The 15317-nt window shown below is 54.9% G+C and carries 17 protein-coding genes, 3 tRNA genes and 1 pseudogene; 14 read left to right on the top strand and 7 right to left on the bottom strand.

The window, feature by feature from the left end:
* The first annotated feature begins 17 nt into the window (after positions 1-17).
* The 4 genes from ET418_RS17365 to ET418_RS17350 all read left to right on the top strand — a co-directional run bounded on the left by ET418_RS17365 (position 18) and on the right by ET418_RS17350 (position 2158).
* Positions 18-94, top strand: a tRNA-Asp gene (locus ET418_RS17365).
* Between the two features lie 9 nt (positions 95-103).
* Positions 104-179: transfer RNA gene (locus ET418_RS17360), tRNA-Val, on the top strand.
* Between the two features lie 1084 nt (positions 180-1263).
* Positions 1264-1467, top strand: coding sequence for an SHOCT domain-containing protein (locus tag ET418_RS17355; protein ID WP_218043414.1), 204 nt, complete (start codon positions 1264-1266; stop codon positions 1465-1467).
* A gap of 19 nt (positions 1468-1486) precedes the next feature.
* Positions 1487-2158 carry a class I SAM-dependent methyltransferase gene (locus tag ET418_RS17350; protein ID WP_149309797.1) on the top strand — a complete coding sequence of 224 codons (672 nt, stop codon included), beginning with the start codon at positions 1487-1489 and terminating at the stop codon, positions 2156-2158.
* A gap of 423 nt (positions 2159-2581) precedes the next feature.
* Here the strand turns inward: ET418_RS17350 and ET418_RS17345 are convergent, their stop codons facing one another.
* Positions 2582-2980 (bottom strand): DUF2703 domain-containing protein, encoded by a 399-nt coding sequence (locus ET418_RS17345; RefSeq protein ID WP_149309795.1) that lies wholly within the window; start codon positions 2978-2980, stop codon positions 2582-2584.
* A 94-nt stretch (positions 2981-3074) separates the two neighbouring features.
* Positions 3075-3170 (bottom strand): annotated as a pseudogene (locus ET418_RS18695) (AAA family ATPase); the annotation flags it as partial.
* 392 nt (positions 3171-3562) lie between these two features.
* Between ET418_RS18695 and ET418_RS17335 the strand changes: the two are divergent.
* From ET418_RS17335 to ET418_RS17325, 3 genes are all read left to right on the top strand, one after another.
* Positions 3563-4495 carry a YeiH family protein gene (locus ET418_RS17335; RefSeq protein WP_149309793.1) on the top strand — a complete coding sequence of 311 codons (933 nt, stop codon included), beginning with the start codon at positions 3563-3565 and terminating at the stop codon, positions 4493-4495.
* Between the two features lie 184 nt (positions 4496-4679).
* Positions 4680-4756: transfer RNA gene (locus ET418_RS17330), tRNA-Asp, on the top strand.
* A 58-nt stretch (positions 4757-4814) separates the two neighbouring features.
* Positions 4815-5285: a PaaI family thioesterase gene (locus ET418_RS17325; RefSeq protein ID WP_149309791.1), complete on the top strand. Its 471-nt coding sequence runs from the start codon at positions 4815-4817 to the stop codon at positions 5283-5285.
* A 362-nt stretch (positions 5286-5647) separates the two neighbouring features.
* On the opposite strand, the gene ET418_RS17320 is transcribed toward ET418_RS17325, so the two are convergent.
* Complete coding sequence (locus ET418_RS17320) at positions 5648-6619, bottom strand: AMIN domain-containing protein (protein ID WP_188055678.1); 972 nt, start codon at positions 6617-6619, stop codon at positions 5648-5650.
* Positions 6620-6727: 108 nt separating this feature from the next.
* Between ET418_RS17320 and ET418_RS17315 the strand changes: the two genes are divergently transcribed.
* A complete protein-coding gene (locus ET418_RS17315) occupies positions 6728-7462 on the top strand; it encodes a TonB C-terminal domain-containing protein (RefSeq protein ID WP_149309787.1) in 735 nt (244 codons plus the stop codon).
* A 10-nt stretch (positions 7463-7472) separates the two neighbouring features.
* Here ET418_RS17315 and ET418_RS17310 read toward each other — a convergent pair whose 3' ends face one another.
* The gene (locus tag ET418_RS17310; protein WP_149309785.1) at positions 7473-9284 is read right to left on the bottom strand and encodes a tetratricopeptide repeat protein; all 1812 of its coding nucleotides are present in this window, start codon (positions 9282-9284) and stop codon (positions 7473-7475) included.
* A 262-nt stretch (positions 9285-9546) separates the two neighbouring features.
* Here ET418_RS17310 and ET418_RS17305 point away from each other — a divergent pair, with 262 nt between their 5' ends.
* The 6 genes from ET418_RS17305 (at position 9547) to ET418_RS17280 (ending at position 13772) form a co-directional block, all read left to right on the top strand.
* Positions 9547-10506 carry a GTPase-activating protein gene (locus ET418_RS17305; protein WP_149309783.1) on the top strand — a complete coding sequence of 320 codons (960 nt, stop codon included), beginning with the start codon at positions 9547-9549 and terminating at the stop codon, positions 10504-10506.
* 28 nt (positions 10507-10534) lie between these two features.
* A complete protein-coding gene (locus ET418_RS17300) occupies positions 10535-11173 on the top strand; it encodes a DedA family protein (RefSeq protein ID WP_149309781.1) in 639 nt (212 codons plus the stop codon).
* Positions 11170-11913 carry an RNA methyltransferase gene (locus ET418_RS17295; protein ID WP_149309780.1) on the top strand — a complete coding sequence of 248 codons (744 nt, stop codon included), beginning with the start codon at positions 11170-11172 and terminating at the stop codon, positions 11911-11913. The genes ET418_RS17300 and ET418_RS17295 overlap by 4 nt, the downstream gene beginning before the upstream one ends.
* Positions 11910-12179: a SemiSWEET family sugar transporter gene (locus ET418_RS17290; protein WP_338045095.1), complete on the top strand. Its 270-nt coding sequence runs from the start codon at positions 11910-11912 to the stop codon at positions 12177-12179. The genes ET418_RS17295 and ET418_RS17290 overlap by 4 nt, the downstream gene beginning before the upstream one ends.
* A 42-nt stretch (positions 12180-12221) precedes the next feature.
* The gene (locus ET418_RS17285; protein ID WP_149309778.1) at positions 12222-12806 is read left to right on the top strand and encodes a LemA family protein; all 585 of its coding nucleotides are present in this window, start codon (positions 12222-12224) and stop codon (positions 12804-12806) included.
* Between the two features lie 78 nt (positions 12807-12884).
* Positions 12885-13772 carry a TPM domain-containing protein gene (locus ET418_RS17280; protein WP_149309776.1) on the top strand — a complete coding sequence of 296 codons (888 nt, stop codon included), beginning with the start codon at positions 12885-12887 and terminating at the stop codon, positions 13770-13772.
* Positions 13773-13954: 182 nt separating this feature from the next.
* Here ET418_RS17280 and ruvA read toward each other — a convergent pair whose 3' ends face one another.
* The 3 genes from ruvA to ET418_RS17265 are packed head-to-tail and all read right to left on the bottom strand — an operon-like array spanning position 13955 to position 15312.
* Positions 13955-14554, bottom strand: a complete 600-nt coding sequence (gene ruvA, locus ET418_RS17275; RefSeq protein ID WP_149309774.1) for a Holliday junction branch migration protein RuvA — start codon at positions 14552-14554, stop codon at positions 13955-13957.
* Entirely contained in the window at positions 14551-15087 is a 537-nt protein-coding gene (gene ruvC / locus ET418_RS17270; protein WP_149309773.1) for a crossover junction endodeoxyribonuclease RuvC, read from the bottom strand. The genes ruvA and ruvC overlap by 4 nt, the downstream gene beginning before the upstream one ends.
* 42 nt (positions 15088-15129) lie before the next feature.
* Positions 15130-15312 (bottom strand): hypothetical protein, encoded by a 183-nt coding sequence (locus tag ET418_RS17265; protein WP_149309771.1) that lies wholly within the window; start codon positions 15310-15312, stop codon positions 15130-15132.
* Between the last annotated feature and the right edge of the window lie 5 nt (positions 15313-15317).

Here is a 15317-nt window from a genome sequence, read left to right as displayed (position 1 = left end):
AGTACGTCGAAGTTTGCGGGGTTGTAGCTCAGCTGGTTAGAGTGCCAGCCTGTCACGCTGGAAGTCGCGGGTTCGAGCCCCGTCAACCCCGCCATAAAAATTAGGGCGAATAGCTCAGCTGGGAGAGCGCCAGCCTTACAAGCTGGATGTCGCAGGTTCGATCCCTGCTTCGCCCACCATTAATATCAAGGACTTAGGCACCATTGCTTAAGTCCTTTTTCTATGCTTGCATCCTTTTTTGCATCCTTTTGAAAAACAGCAATCCGAGTCTTACAAGCTGGATGTCGCAGGTTCGATCCCTGCTTCGCCCACCAATAAAATAAAGGACTTAGCCGATTAGGCGTAAGTCCTTTTTTTGTTATGCAACCTCTTGTGCAACCTCAAGGGCTCTTGCAGCCAAACAGAGAGTGTATGGAATATGCCAAATATTTTTTGTTGGAGGTAAAGAACAATAACCGATAAGCTGTTAACTTTCAACTCTTTGCCTGGGGCAGACATTCTAACTATTCCTGATGGCTCATGTCCTCGGGAGCATCTATAACTTTGGGGCTGTCCTAGATAAGTAAATTTGTCTAGGATAGCCCCTTAACTTTTGTCGAACGCTCCCACACCTGCCGGCCGGGACTTGGTTATCGCCTCAAGGGCAAAAGCTGCGCCTTCATCGATTGGAATGAAATTCTGGATAACCCACTGGAAGCGCTCCTTGAAAATTCATTATTGAAACACAACCCTTGACTCAGGGTAATTCGGCGATATGGTTAAAAAAATACTTGTTTTATGCGATAGCAATTGCAAGTGCAATGTTGCCAAGCCGGTGTAAAATCGGAATGTGACAGGGAATCATTCAGACGTACGGAAGGTTAAGGCATGTCAGAAAATCCTATGGATAAGTATGATGAGTTCTTCTCTTTGGCCTATCAGCCAGGTGCGATGGACGCAAAGACCAAAAATCTTGTCGCCCTTGCAGCGTCGTTGGGAGCAGGGTGCCAGCCCTGAACTGAATTCAGCCTTGCGGTCGCAAGGAAACTGGGGGCAACGCGAGAGGAAATTGAAGAGGTAATCAATATCGCCATGACGGTCGGTGCACATAAGATTAGACTCATGGCCGAAAAGGGGGTTGATGGCCTTGCTGAAGAATTCCGGGAGCAAGAGAAAGAACGCAAGCCGTTTACCTGAAAGCCTTAGAACTGTCCAGTTAGGACATCTCAATTACGAAGGCGGGGCAAGCATATGATGCCATACGACTATTTTTGGAGAGGCTGTATGTGGATATTCCCGCTGCTGGGTCTTTTCATATTCCTGGTGGTCATGATTGCCGTATTCTGCAGAGGATGTTTTAGACCGCTGTGGCACTCGTCAGGCGTGCACTCTCATGAGGAGTCGGCACTGGAAATCCTGAAGAAAAGGTATGCGAAGGGAGAACTTTCCAAGGAACAGTTCGAGCAGATGAAAATGGATATCCTGTAAGCACAGAAGGGGCAGGTCGATGGGAAAAGAGCAAACTCATGAGGTTCTGGACGCACAAAATCACCATTGGGAAAAGGCCTATACCACCAATCCTGAGATGTTCGGGGATGAGCCAAGCGAACCTGCCCGGAAAGCCGTGGAAGCTTTCACGGAGGCAGGCGTAAAGAACCTCCTGGAACTTGGCGGCGGACAGGGGCGGGACACAATTTATTTTGCCCAAAATGGCTTCACGGTCACGACGCTGGATTACGCAGACGAAGGCGTTAAGGCTATCGCGGAAAAGGCAGATAAAGCCGGTTTGTCCAAGCGATTAAGGATATTACGCCATGATGTTCGTAATCCTTTGCCGTTTCCTGATGCTTCCTTCGATGCTTGCTATTCCCACATGCTTTTCTGCATGGCTCTTACCACTGTGGAACTGGAATTCTTGTCATCGGAAATCAGACGAGTGTTGAAATCTGGCGGTCTCAATATCTACACCGTCAGGCATACCGGCGACCCTCATTACGGAACCAGAATCAATCGGGGCGAGGATATGTACGAGGTTAACGGATTCATTGTCCATTTTTTCAGCCGGGAAAAGGTGGAACACTTGGCAAGAGGTTACGAAATTGTCAGCATCGATGAGTTTGAAGAAGGGCCATTACCGAGAAGACTGTTTCGTGTAACTCTTAAACGAATTGAAGTGTGATTATACATAACAAGGTGTCGCCGAAACGAAAGACGTCACCCGTCTGTGACCGGTATTCAAATCGGTCGTTCAGCTTTATAACCATACCTCGTGACTACATCACTTGGTCGCCTTCGCCGGAACGCTGGTCGGTTTCTCAGCGGAACGTCGGTCGTCATCACGTCAGTTCCTTTGGTCGATTTCACCGGAACAGCCAATCTGGGCTTCTAAGCACGAAAACCCAAAAAACTTAGGTATTTTTAGGCCTAATGTGCCCGGTTTCTATGCTCGAATTTCAGGTTTTTCAGGGATCAATGGGGGTTTGTTACCAAGTGGTTATTCCGGTGAAACCGTCCATTGTCCCGGCGCAAGCGGGACAACCGTTTCTTGCAGTCGCAAGGTATATCGTCTCATGAAGGATATAACTGACTGGTTAAGCCAGAATCACTGAGTATGAACAACCAATTCTGCTGCGGCTAACAGACCTGCTTTCAATACCAGTTCCTTTGGTATAACCTCAAACTTCTGTTTGCCGATGGTGATAGTCCTGCACTCATTATCGCCACATGGACCGCAACATTGGCTTTGCCCTGTTTCCGCTTTCAACCAATCCTCAAGTGGTTTCTGTGCAATCCACACCCGATTTGATTCAAGTGGATATTTTAGAAATTCAGCTGTACTCAATTCACGCATTTCAGCGATAACCGAAATACCAAGAGGAGCAAGAACCTGACGCAGCATCTCGACGGCGGTTTGGATTTCATCGCCAGTACCGGCGCAGCGATTACATGTCTGCTCTGAGTCATCCACAAGCCGTTGCCATTTTATTTTGAGTTCAGCCATATTGAGTCTTCTCCTTAAAGCAAAATCCAGAGTCATCATAATCAACGAGGTAAGTTGAAATGTTTTATTAATAATGATTCAAGTATACTTGTAGTCAAGTATTTGTCCTTCTTTTTCTCATGGGTTCTCCCCTCAGCTCAACTTTGTAGGCATTATGTACCAACCTATCCAAAATAGCGCCAACTGTCGGGAATGGATTGTCTGGTCTGTTTGCAAGACCAGGCAAGGCGGAGTATCTCTCGGATTTTACGCATAGTAACTCGATTCTGCGGCATTGTGGCCCTCCTAAAATAAATGATGGGCACAATACGCTGTTGAGTTACCTTGCGACTACAACCAGTTGGTCGGTTTCAAATCGGAATTGTGGTCGCTTTCACGCCGGAACTGTGGTCGGATTCATCCGGAATATGCAGCAACGGCTTCTCTCGCCATGCCTGTTTCAATAATCCTTTCGAAGGCCCCCATTTTTCGATGCGCTACACAGTTCATTTTTTTTGATGCATTTTATAAATATTATTCATTTTTTATTATATTCTGATTTAGCTATAGTAGCGGCAATCAAACAGATACAAGGAGTTTGCCGTGAAAAGCAATAATGGCTTAAAAGCAGGGTTCTGGATACTGTTGCTGGGTTGCTGCTGGCCTGGGATCGGCGCCCCCATGGCGCTGGTGGCCGGGATCGCGTTTGGCATCCTGGTCGGAAATCCTTGGGGAGCAGCCACATCCACCTGGAGCAGACGACTCCTTCAAGCCTCGGTGGTTGGCTTGGGATTCGGCATAAACCTGCCTGAGCTGCTTAAAACCGGTAAGGACGCCTTTTTCTACACTGCCATCAGCATCAGTTTTACCATGGCAGCCGGGTATCTGTTGGGCAAGTTTTTCAGGACGCCTCAACGCACATCAACCCTGATCTCTTTTGGAACCGCCATCTGCGGGGGGAGCGCCATAGCCACCATGGCGCCGGTAATCAAGGCAGAGGCCGAAGAGACCGGTGTCGCCCTGGCCACGGTATTTACTCTCAACTCCATCGCCCTGATTCTCTTTCCTCCAGTGGGGCACCTTTTGGGGATGGAGCAGCGACAATTCGGGCTTTGGTCTGCCTTGGCCATCCACGACACGAGCAGCGTGGTGGGAGCGGCGGCAGCTTATGGCGGGCTGGCCTTGGCCATCGGCACGACGGTGAAGCTGACCAGGGCATTATGGATCATGCCTTCCGCCCTGCTTGCCGCCTGGTTCACCAAGTCGGGAGGAAAGGTAACATTTCCTTTTTTCATCATCGGCTTTATTGCTGCAGCAACCATCAAAACAGTGCTGCCGCAACTTGACCACGTTTGGCACCCGCTGAACGACATCGCAAAGCAGAGCCTTGTAGTGACCCTGTTCCTGATCGGCAGTGGCCTGACAAGAGAAGTGCTGGGGAGGGCCGGCATCAGACCGCTGGCCCAGGGGGTAGTGCTCTGGATACTTGTTTCGGTGACAAGTGGTACCGCCATAATGTGCGGTTGGATTGACTGAAAGCAACCTGGAAAGGTTTAGCCAGATACTTCAAGAGCATTGCCGTCCCGGCTCGAACCACCAGTAAAACGGGTCACAACAAAATTCGGGGCGAACTCTATTTTTATTGACAACGAAAAGGCAATTTGCTAAAAATAGCGTTCTTGATTTGACCCACCGCCCACATCCATAGGCTATTCATATTGGGGTTGTAGCTCAGCTGGTTAGAGTGCCAGCCTGTCACGCTGGAAGTCGCGGGTTCGAGCCCCGTCAACCCCGCCATTCAGAAAAGAGTACCCGCATCCGGGTACTCTTTTCTCCATAAAGAGCCCCGTATCCCATGCACGAAGAGCCCTCCTATTCGTTGCCCGTTGTCAAAAACGCTCCCCTCACCTTTCACATGCCGGACTGGATTGCCTTGGCCCCATTTGAAACGCACCTCGGAATGAACATCGATGAAGCCGACAACGGCAGAGCGGTGCTTTCCATGCCGTTCCGCGTGGCCCATTGCCAAGGTGCGGGGCTCATGCACGGCGGAGCAATAACCTCACTGGCCGATACAGCCCTCGCCATTGCCATCAAGACCCTCCTTCCCGAGGGGACCATCTTTGCAACCATTGACATGTCCATGACCTTCAAACATCCGATCCGCTGGGGCACGATACGGGGGATTGCCGAGGTGATCGACAGGAGCGAACGGGACATTACCGGCGCGGTGGCCATCGTGGACGAGGAGGGGGTTACAGCCGCCACCTGTAGAGCCCATTTCCGCGTCAAACGGCATCAGACCACCTCTGTTTCCCAAGGCTAACACGCAGCATCATCCCGTCTAGAACCAAAAACAACTTTGAGTTCCGAACACCAACGCTACCACGCTCCATGCTTGCTGTTGGTGTGGATTTCCCTGGATGGTCGACTGGGGCACGGGGCATAGCAGGACGCTGTCGTGTATGTACGACGGAAGGGCAGGATTGCATGGGTGACTGATCCGCTCTTTTGACAAGGTGAACTGTGCAGGTTTGACACCCATGCATTTTGGGGAGTACGGCGGACAAAACAGCAACGAATTCTGATGCTGGTTTTCGCCGATGATGCTGTGTTTTTCTCTGGGTATCTCCGCATCTTGTGCCTTGGGGCACATGCTTTTTCTCAGGTTCTTTTCATCTCGCGTCGTTACTTGAAGCTGACCCTGAGCCCCTTTCCCGTGGGCTTGACCTCATACTTCGGAAACGGCGAACTGCCGGCGTCGAGGACAATACGCACATGGTTGGGATAACGTCCAACCCTGATCTGGTCGAGGCCGAATCGGCGGACCGGAATACTCTTTACGCTCAATGAGGCGGTCGCTCCGGGCACATCGATGGCCAGGCGATTCGGCTGGGCCAGCTTTATCTGTTCAAAAGACTCCAGGCTACTGTTGGCTTCAACGTCAATAGAGGTCGTTCCCACCTTTATTGCCGTAATCACCATCTGCTTGCGGGGCGACGCAAAGGCAGGCACCACCGGTTCGAGCTTAGCGGAAGCGCTAGGGGCGGTGACGGGTACGACGGCAAGGGGGGTGGGCTTGTCCGGCTCTTTGACCGCTGGCTGGTCCTTCACGGGGGCCGCAGGAGGTTCATCGAGCCCAAGCGGGTCCGCTTCCTTCTCCAACGCCGCCGGGGCCGCAGAAGCAGCCCCGACAGACGGCGATGGCGCAGCAGGAGCGGATTCGACGGCAAGGTTGGCCGGATTTACGGTACTCTTGTCAGCCGGCTTGCCGCTGCTGAAAACTACACTCAATTTTTTTCGATCTGCCGTAGCCGTGACTGAAATGTCGGCCTCGGCTACGAGGTTGAAAATCAGCCGGCTGACCACCATCCCGGCAATCTGAGCTTTATCAACGCTGATACTGGAAACGGCCCCCTTGTTGACGACGATCAGCGGCTCCACCTTTTCCGGGTCGGCATCGGCGATGTCCACCACCGCCCGCGCCTGTCCCGGTATCTTGTAATAGGTGTAGGTCAGAGGGATGTCGGCCAGGATCTCCACGATCAGATCACTTCCCGTAACCACCGGTTTGACGTCCAGAAGTTCCGCCGCAAAAGCAGAAACCGCAGACAAGGCGATGACCAACATGGACAGAACAATGACAACCCGACGTTTCATGCTACCCCTCCTCCAAAAGTAGTAGTAACACCTTCCCACTGCGCCACAGATATGATAATGTGATTGTATATCACACTTTTCCGGAACTTTCCCAGACCTTATCACTCTATGACACATTCATACATACCCGACACCCCTGAGCCGGAAACGGCTTTCGCCCCCCACAAGCCCTGGATGGGGTACGCATTGGCAACTTCGCTCATGCTGCACCTGCTGGCTGTTGTCTTTATATTTGCCGCCGGGGATGCAGTCCGAAGCATTCCAGCCGTAAGCGGCATACTGATCGAAAACGTCACGTTTGCACCGACCATCAGTCCGTCCAAACCGCCAGAGTCCTTGCCAGCCCCTGCGCCACCCGAGTCCCCCCGGCAACCGGAGGCCTCACAAGACGCCCCCCCCCTTCAGGCCTCCTCTGTTGCGCAGACAGCGGCCCCGGAAAAGGCTTCCGAAGGAATGAAGGAGTTGATGGCCACCCCTCTTGGGCTTGGTATGACCTACGGGTATATCAGCAGTTTGGCGGAAGGCCGCTCGCTTCGCGAGGATATCCGCGGATACTATTTCGAAGTGGTGGAGAAGATTAATCGCGAGTGGTGGAAACGGGCCGATGGCCTGAAAGAGCCGATCCGCCAGGATGGGATCATCGAACTGTACTTACAGCCCGACGGCTCCATCATCTCCCAAAGGATCTATCAGGGGACCGGATCGCGGGAGGCCGATCAGGTACTCCAGGATGTCATCAAGGCGGTGGCTCCCCTACCGCCCCTGCCGGCCAGCTTTGATCAGAAGGTGTTCCTGGCGCCCCTTAAAATAAAGGCGCCCTCCACTCTTTTCCGCATTAAATAAGTAAGCGCGGTCATTTCAGCTCAAAGTCCTGCAACTCCTCATCGGAAAACTCAAGAGAACCGCCGGCATTCTTGAGACGGGCATGGACGTCCCGAAAATCGGCATTCACCGAGTCAATTTCCGCCATCAGCCCGGCGGCTCCCTCATTGTCCCCCTGCGCTTCCAAAACCAATGCCAGTTCGTACTTCACGGCGCAGACATCCTCAAGGTTCAACTCAGGCTTCATCAGGGCATTCAGAATCCCTTGGGCAGCAGCCAACTCCCCCCGTTCGCGCAGACAGGCGGCTTGCAGCAGGTTGCATGCAATCTTGCGAGCGGGGTCACCGGCAGCTTGACGAAACTCGTTGATAGCCTCGTCATACAGTCCCATTTCTTTAAAGGCAACCCCCAGATCATAATGGGACTGGGCATCGGAACCGTCCAGACTGCTGCCGAACCTGACGCTGCGCGGCGTGGGGGAGGCCATTGCCCCATCGTCGAATGGCTCGGCCCACCCATCGGGGGCACCGGTTTCCTCCTTTTCGGTTGCGGTGTCCTCAAACGGGAAATCGTCGATGTCCACCTCTATTTCTATTTCGCTATCGTCGGGCAGCGTTTCATCACCACAGGCAACGCTCGAATCGTCGGCGATAGATTCAGCAACGAGTTCGTTCTCATCCGGCATGTAGACGCCGGCATCCGCCCCCTCAATGCCGCTTTCCCAGTCCCCCCCAGTGGGCACATCAACCGGCGCCGGCGGAACAACGGCGTTTGACGAGAGCTTTTGCAGCGTCTCGATCTTGGACGCCAGGTGGGCCGCTTCGTCAAGCATGCCGACGGCCTTGCAGGCCCTCTGGAGCCCTTCAAGGATGCGGGGGTTTATGGGATCGAGTTCGGCAAGCTTCCGATAAATAGCCACCAGTTCGTCAAATGCACCGGACGAGGCGACCTCCTGCTCATACCGGTCAAGCAGGCCAAGGGCTCCCTTGATGTCCTTCTGATCGGTATGACACGTTATCAAGCCGGTTTTGGCCGAAACCTCGTCGGGGAAATAGTGCAGAAAATGCTGATAAACCAGCATGAGCCTTTGGGGCTGGTCAAGACGACGGTACGCCCGGACGATCAATTCCCATATTTTCTTATCCCTGGGATTGCTTTTCAACAGTGTTTGAAGCCCGCCAAGCGCTTTTGCGGCATTCCCCTCTTCCAGTTGGTTGGCCAGCACCTCGACGATGAATTCCGTCTTCCCGGGAAAAAGTTGCTGAATACGAGTATTCAGATTGGCAAAAGGCCCGCTATCGCCCCGTTCGTGCAGGAGCAGGGCAAGCTGCTTGAAGAGGGCATAGGATTCCTCCGTTTTACCGGCACGGAAATATGCCTCGGCCAGCTTGAGCTTGATGTTGGCATTCTGCGGATCGACATTCTGCATCTTTTCGAGAACCTTGAGCGACTCTGCCGAGTTGGATTCCCGTTCATAATAATCGTACGCCAGTTTGTATTCGGCCAGGGCATTGCCGACCAAGCCGTGTTTTTCGTTCAGGCCGGCCAGGGTCAATGTCGTGGTGATGTCGCTGGGGAAAAGTTTCTGCACCTGCTTATGGACAGCGATCGCTTTCAGGTAAAAACCGTTCGAGGCGTAATGCTTGCCGATGGTCTCATATTCGGTACGCGCGGCATCGGGCTGGCCGACCTTGACCAAGAGTTCTGCCAGTTTCTGACGCAGATTGATGGCGGAAGGTTCAAGGGACAATACCTGCACATAGGCCTTGACGGCTTTATCCAACTGGCCGCGCTGGGTGTATTTTTGAGCATCTTCTATCAGTTTATCCTTTGGTGAGCTCACCGCTGAGAATTCCTTTCGGCCCCTGCTACCGGCAGGGGGCGGAAATCTTTCGTAAACATACGCAAATAGTTAATCAAACGCCCACGACATGTCAAGCATATTAAAGCCATGGCGCCCGGCGTTTTGCCGCATCATTCCGCTCAATTACATTTTGACATGACCAGAGAAATACAGTAGGCTAAAACGCTTTAATTGAGTGGACGTTAGGGACGGTCAGCCGTCGTATTCATCTGCATATTCAGGAATATTCCGGAGACAAACAATGCGTTTATTGCCCAAAGCGAACCCACTGTATGAAAAGATACCCGCCCGTAAGGTAGTACCTTCCGATGTGTTGAACAAGCTGGCCAAGGGCGGCTTTTCCGGTTATCTCAGGTATACCGATACGGATTTCGAGGCGGATTGCATCTTTATCAAGGGGGTACTGATCTGCGTCAGCGCCAGTGATGGGGAGAAGGAACGAACCGGCTTCGAAGCCTTTACGCTATTGTTTGACAAAATCCTCTCTTCCGACGGCGAGATCAACATCTATCGTATGACGGCCGATTTGGCCGTATGCGCCCACGCGCTGCTTCTGGGCAGTAAGCTGTTGAACGGCAGTGAGGTGCGCCAAATAGACATGAAAGAAACGCTGGCCCAGCTCAGGAACCAGGGGCTCAACGGCGTAGTCCGTTTCTACACGGCAGAACGCTCCGCCATGATCTTTTACAAGGACGGCCAGCCGATCGGTTATTACCACGACGAGGCAAAAACCGTCGAGGCGTCTCCCGAAGAATCGCGCACTGTTGCAGCGCTTCCCGGGGCGCTGGTGGATGTCTGCTCCACCAAACCGATGGAGGAGTTGCTGCGGTACAATCTGTTGAAGATGGTCAACCTCGATAAACTGTGGGAAGCAGCCAAGGCCCGCCAGACGATTTCCCCCAAAGAGGCGCACCTTGAGCAGAGGTCGGGCGCGAAGGCCGGGCTGGATGACGAGCGGCTCCAGGCGCTGGTGGAGGATCTCAAGGAAATCGCCGCGGCGTACCTTTCCAAGGAGGGGCGCATTGCCGTCGAAAAGGGCCTGCAAAAGGCCGGTGGCAGCCGGATACTCTCCGACGACGAAAAAGCCGAGGCATTCATCAACCTGTTTGAAAGCGAGGCCAGGCGTATTGACAGCAACACCCGCATTGACGAGATGATCGATCTGATGAAATCGGAAATAGCAGGGCGTCTGGCAGTATAACCGGTGGACCGCGTGCTGACGGGAGCAGATGGTGCACTTCCAGCAACTACTCAAAGAATATCTCCAGCTCCACGGTTATTGGGTCCTGTTCGTCGGCACCTTTCTTGAGGGGGAGGCGATCCTGATCATGGCCGGATTTTTGGCGTTTCAGGGGTACCTGAATGTGGCCGGCGTCATTCTCACCTCATGGGCCGGTTCCTTCTTCGGTGATCAGTGTTACTTCTACCTCGGCCGGTTCAGAGGCAAGAGTCTGCTGCGACGGTTTCACCCGGTTGCCCGTAAATTTCGCGAAGCGCTCCGCCTGATCGAAAAGTACGGATCGTTCGTGGCCTTCATCTCACGCTACACCTACGGATTTCGCATCGTGCTCCCCATAATCCTCGGCATCACGAGCCTGACGCCCCGGACATTCCTCTGGATCAACCTGTTGAGCGCCCTCTCCTGGGCGGTCGTCTTCTCGCTGGCCGGCTACCTGTTCGGCAAAAGCGCCGCGCTTGTGCTGGACGATGTGGGCAAATACGAGCAGTACCTGATGCTGGCGCTGGTAGGATTCATCATTATGACTTGGTGCTTTCACGCCTACCATGCCTTCAAACTGAAAGGGCCGGTCCGGCGACGACTTGCCAGAATGCGCGCCCTGCAGAAAACAAGGAAAACGACCTTATGAAATCCATTTTGGACACTATCTCCATCGTACTGGTGGAACCGCAGTCACCTGGCAACATCGGCATGGCCTGCCGCGCCATGAAAAACATGGGGCTTTCCCGGCTGCGGCTGGTCAAGGGATGCGACCGGTTCCATCCCGAATCTCTCAAATTCGCCGTTGCGGCCAAAGACCTGCTGGAACAGGCGGTGGTATTCCCCGATCTTGCCTCCGCTCTGGCCGACTGCACCCTGACCGTCGGCACCACCCGCCGTCACGGCAAGTATCGCCAGGAGATCCTCTCGCCGACGGAGGTCGCCGCCAACCTCAAGGAGCAGGCCGGCCCGGAATGCCGGGCAGCAATCGTCTTTGGCCGGGAAGACAGCGGGCTGACCACCGAAGAGTTGTCGCTCTGCCGTTGGCATGCCACCATCCCTTCAGCCGATGATTACGGTTCCCTCAACCTGGCCCAGGCGGTCCTGGTGTTCTGTTACGAACTGGGCAAGGCCGGCTCGCCTCCCGGCGGGGGCCGCACCACGCCGCTGGCGACGTCGGAGGAGATAGAATCTTTTTTTGGCCAACTGAGTTCCTGCCTGCTGAAGATCGGCTTTCTCAACGAGCAAAACCCGGAGCATATCATGCGCTCCATGCGGCGGATATTTTTCCGGGCCGAACTCGACAACCGGGAGGTTTCCATTCTGCGGGGCGCCATTTCCCAGATCGACTGGGCCAGCAGTGATTTCGACGGCAGGAAACGGCCGTGAATCTGGACCCGACGATCCTCGGACTGGTTGCCGGCACCATGACCAGTATAGCGGCCGTCCCCCAGGTTATAAAAACCCTGCGCACCCGTCATGCCCGGGATATCTCCGTCTGGCAGCCGCTCTTGCTCTCCATCGGCGTTGCCCTCTGGATCGTTTACGGTATGCTTATCCATAATCTGCCGCTGATCGTTGCCAATATCGTTCCGCTGGCGTGCAACGCCCTGCTCATCGGCCTGAAGCTCCACTATGGCAACGACGCCGCTTGACGGGGCTCACATTTCATCACCAAGCATAAATGGAGGAACACCATGAAGAGAATCGTCGCGAAGCTACCCATCCTGCTGCTGTTGACACTTTTGTCCGGCTGCGGCTACAACACCATGCAGGCCAACGAGGAAGCGGTCGTGGCCGCCTGGGGCAACGTGGAATCATCCTATCAACGCCGGGCCGACCTGATCCCTAACCTGGTGGAGGTGGTCAAGGGATACGCCAAACATGAAGCCGATACGCTCAAGGCGGTCACCGAGGCCCGTGCCAAGGTCGGTTCCATGCAGGTCAGCAAGGATGTCCTTAACAATCCCGAGAGCCTGAACAAGTTTCAAAAAGCCCAGGGAGAACTCTCCGGCGCCCTCTCCCGCCTGATGGTCGTGGTGGAGAAATACCCGGACCTGAAGGCAAACCAGAACTTCATGGACCTGCAGAAACAGCTCGAAGGGACCGAGAATCGCATCAACGTGGCCCGCGAGCGCTACAATACGAGTGTGCAGGTCTTCAACACCAGCATCCGCACCTTTCCCAATTCGCTCACCAACTCGCTGATGCTGCATCTGAACCGCAAAGAGGCGTTCAAGGCGGAAGAAGGAGCAAAAACGGCGCCAAAGATCAAGTTTTAGTCCAAACCGTGTCCCGTGCGGCCAGTTCGCCGGAATAAGCGCACCGCACGGGACACGAGCGGCAATGGGGGCATTACCATGAGGTTACGCAACATCTTCATACTGGCGCTTCTGGTTCTTCTGCCGCTCCCGTTGCCGGCCCTCGATGTCCCGCAGCTCAACGGGCGGGTTAACGATTATGCCCGGATGCTGTCGCCCGAAACCGTGCGGCAACTGGACCAAAAACTGGCCAGCTTCGAGCGTGACTCATCCACCCAGATAGCCGTGCTGACCGTCCCCACGCTCCAGGGGGACGACCTGGAACAATTTTCCATCCACGTGGCCGAACAGTGGAAGCTCGGGCAGAAGGGCAAGGACAACGGCGTGCTGCTGATCCTGGCCCAGGCCGAGCGCAAGGTGCGCATCGAGGTCGGCATGGGGCTCCAGGGGGTGCTGCCGGACATAACCGCCAGCCATATCATCCGTGACGTCATGCGCCCCTATCTCAAATCCGACAACTTCGACCAGGGCGTCACCGCCGGAATCGACGCCATCATCTCCGCGACCAAGGGGGAGTTCAAGGCCGCTCCCCAGGATGCGGGCAAACGTGCCCATAAGAAGAGTTCTGCCTCGTTCCCCGTACTACTGCTGCTGATCGTTGTCGTGGCCGTCCTGCTCGGCGCGTTTTCCCGCTACCTGAGCGGTCTGGCCGGGGCGGTCGGCCTGCCGTTGGCTGCCTTCCTGGCCTTTCCCGGCTTGGGCTTGGTGATGCTGTTGATCCTGGCCGGCGTCGGCCTCGTGGTGGGATTTCTGCTCAGCCTGCTGTTCTCCGGCATGTTCGGTGGAGGCGGGGGAGGCGGCTTCTACGGAGGTGGTTGGGGAGGCGGCGGTTTCTATGGTGGAGGGGGCGGCTCATCCGGCGGCGACGATGGTTTTTCCGGCGGGGGCGGCGGCTTCGATGGCGGTGGGTCGTCGGATGACTACTGATTCATCCTCGAAAAGGAGTTCACCACAAAGACACAAAGGACACAAAGGGTGATTTCATTGAGTCATATGACAATTTCATAATTGGCTGGACTCACGTAGTGGGCGAACGGTTTTTCGCCACTAGCCCTGTGAATCCTTTGTGCTCTTTGTGCCTTTGTGGTGAATAACTGCCGTCTTTTGGTTCATTTCATCAGTATCTTCAAAGCCTGCTTGAGCAACTCTTCCACCGTGCCCCCACCTGTGGCGTCAAGTCCCCCCAGGGCCCTGCGCACCTGCGGCTCCTTATACCCCAGATTAAGCAGCGCCGAGACGACATCATCCATGACATCCTCCGCCGGTATCTCCCGTGCCTCGAAGGCCGGGGCTGAAGCGAGATCCAGCTTGCCGGCTTTGTCCTTCAACTCCAGGGCCAGGCGCTCAGCGGTCTTCTTGCCGATGCCCGGAATTGCGGAGAGTTTGTGAACATCCCCCTGGACGAGGGCCTGGGCAAGCGGGCCGGGCTGGATATTGGAGAGGATGTCGCGGGCCATCTTGGGGCCGACGCCCGAGACCGAGATCAGCAGTTGGAAAAAGGATTTTTCCAGGCGGGTGCGAAAGCCGTAGAGTTGAATGGCGTCCTCACGCACACTGGTATGGATGTGGAGCGAGGCGGTCCCCCCCTCCTCGGGCAGTTCGTAGTAGGTGGAAAAGGGGATCAACACCCGATAGCCGACGCCGTGTACGTCAAGGATGATGTGGTCTGGCGATTTATAGGCGATAACCCCGGTCAGCAGTGCGATCATAGCTTCATGTCCCTCCAGGAGGTGGGTTTCCGTGACGCCGGCTTGGCACTCCCGGTCATCTGTTTCAAGGCAAAGGAGTTGATATGGCAGACCGCCACCGCCAAGGCATCGGAGGCGTCGGCTTGGGCGATCTCGGGCAACCCCAGGAGCGCTTTGAGCATCTTCTGCACCTGGCTTTTTTCTGCCCTGCCCTGCCCCACTACCGCCTGTTTGACCTGAAGCGCCGTATATTCGGCCACCGGCAGGCCGGCATGGACCGCCGCCACGATGGCCGCGCCCCGCGCCTGGCCCAACTTGAGGGCGCTCTGCGCGTTGGTCGAAAAGAAGATATTTTCCACCGCCACCTCATCGGGCCGGTACTGGGCGATGACGGAGCAAAGGCCGTCGAAGATCCGTTTCAGGCGGCCGGGAAAATCAGCGGCGCTGTCGGTGAAGATAGCGCCGTTGTCAACGTGAACGAGACGATTTCCCTGTTGTTCCACGATACCGTAACCGGTGATGCGCGAACCGGGATCGATGCCCAATACCCTCATGCCTGCACCGCCTGATACCGATACCGATTCCAAATCTTGGTATCAGGCATTCAGCAGTCCGGCGATCCACACTGCGTAGAAGACGGCCAGGACGCCCCCCCACACCATGGCGGGCCGTTTTTCGAAGCGTCCACGCTCGGGAAACGATCTAAAAAGAAAGGTCAGAGCCGCCGCCAGCCAGCCGGCAAACCCGACTATGGTAACAATACCCCACGCTTCACCCATTATGT

This window comes from Oryzomonas rubra (assembly GCF_008369015.1).
Lineage (GTDB): Bacteria > Desulfobacterota > Desulfuromonadia > Geobacterales > Pseudopelobacteraceae > Oryzomonas > Oryzomonas japonica.
This window is presented reverse-complemented; position numbering and strand designations above follow the sequence as displayed.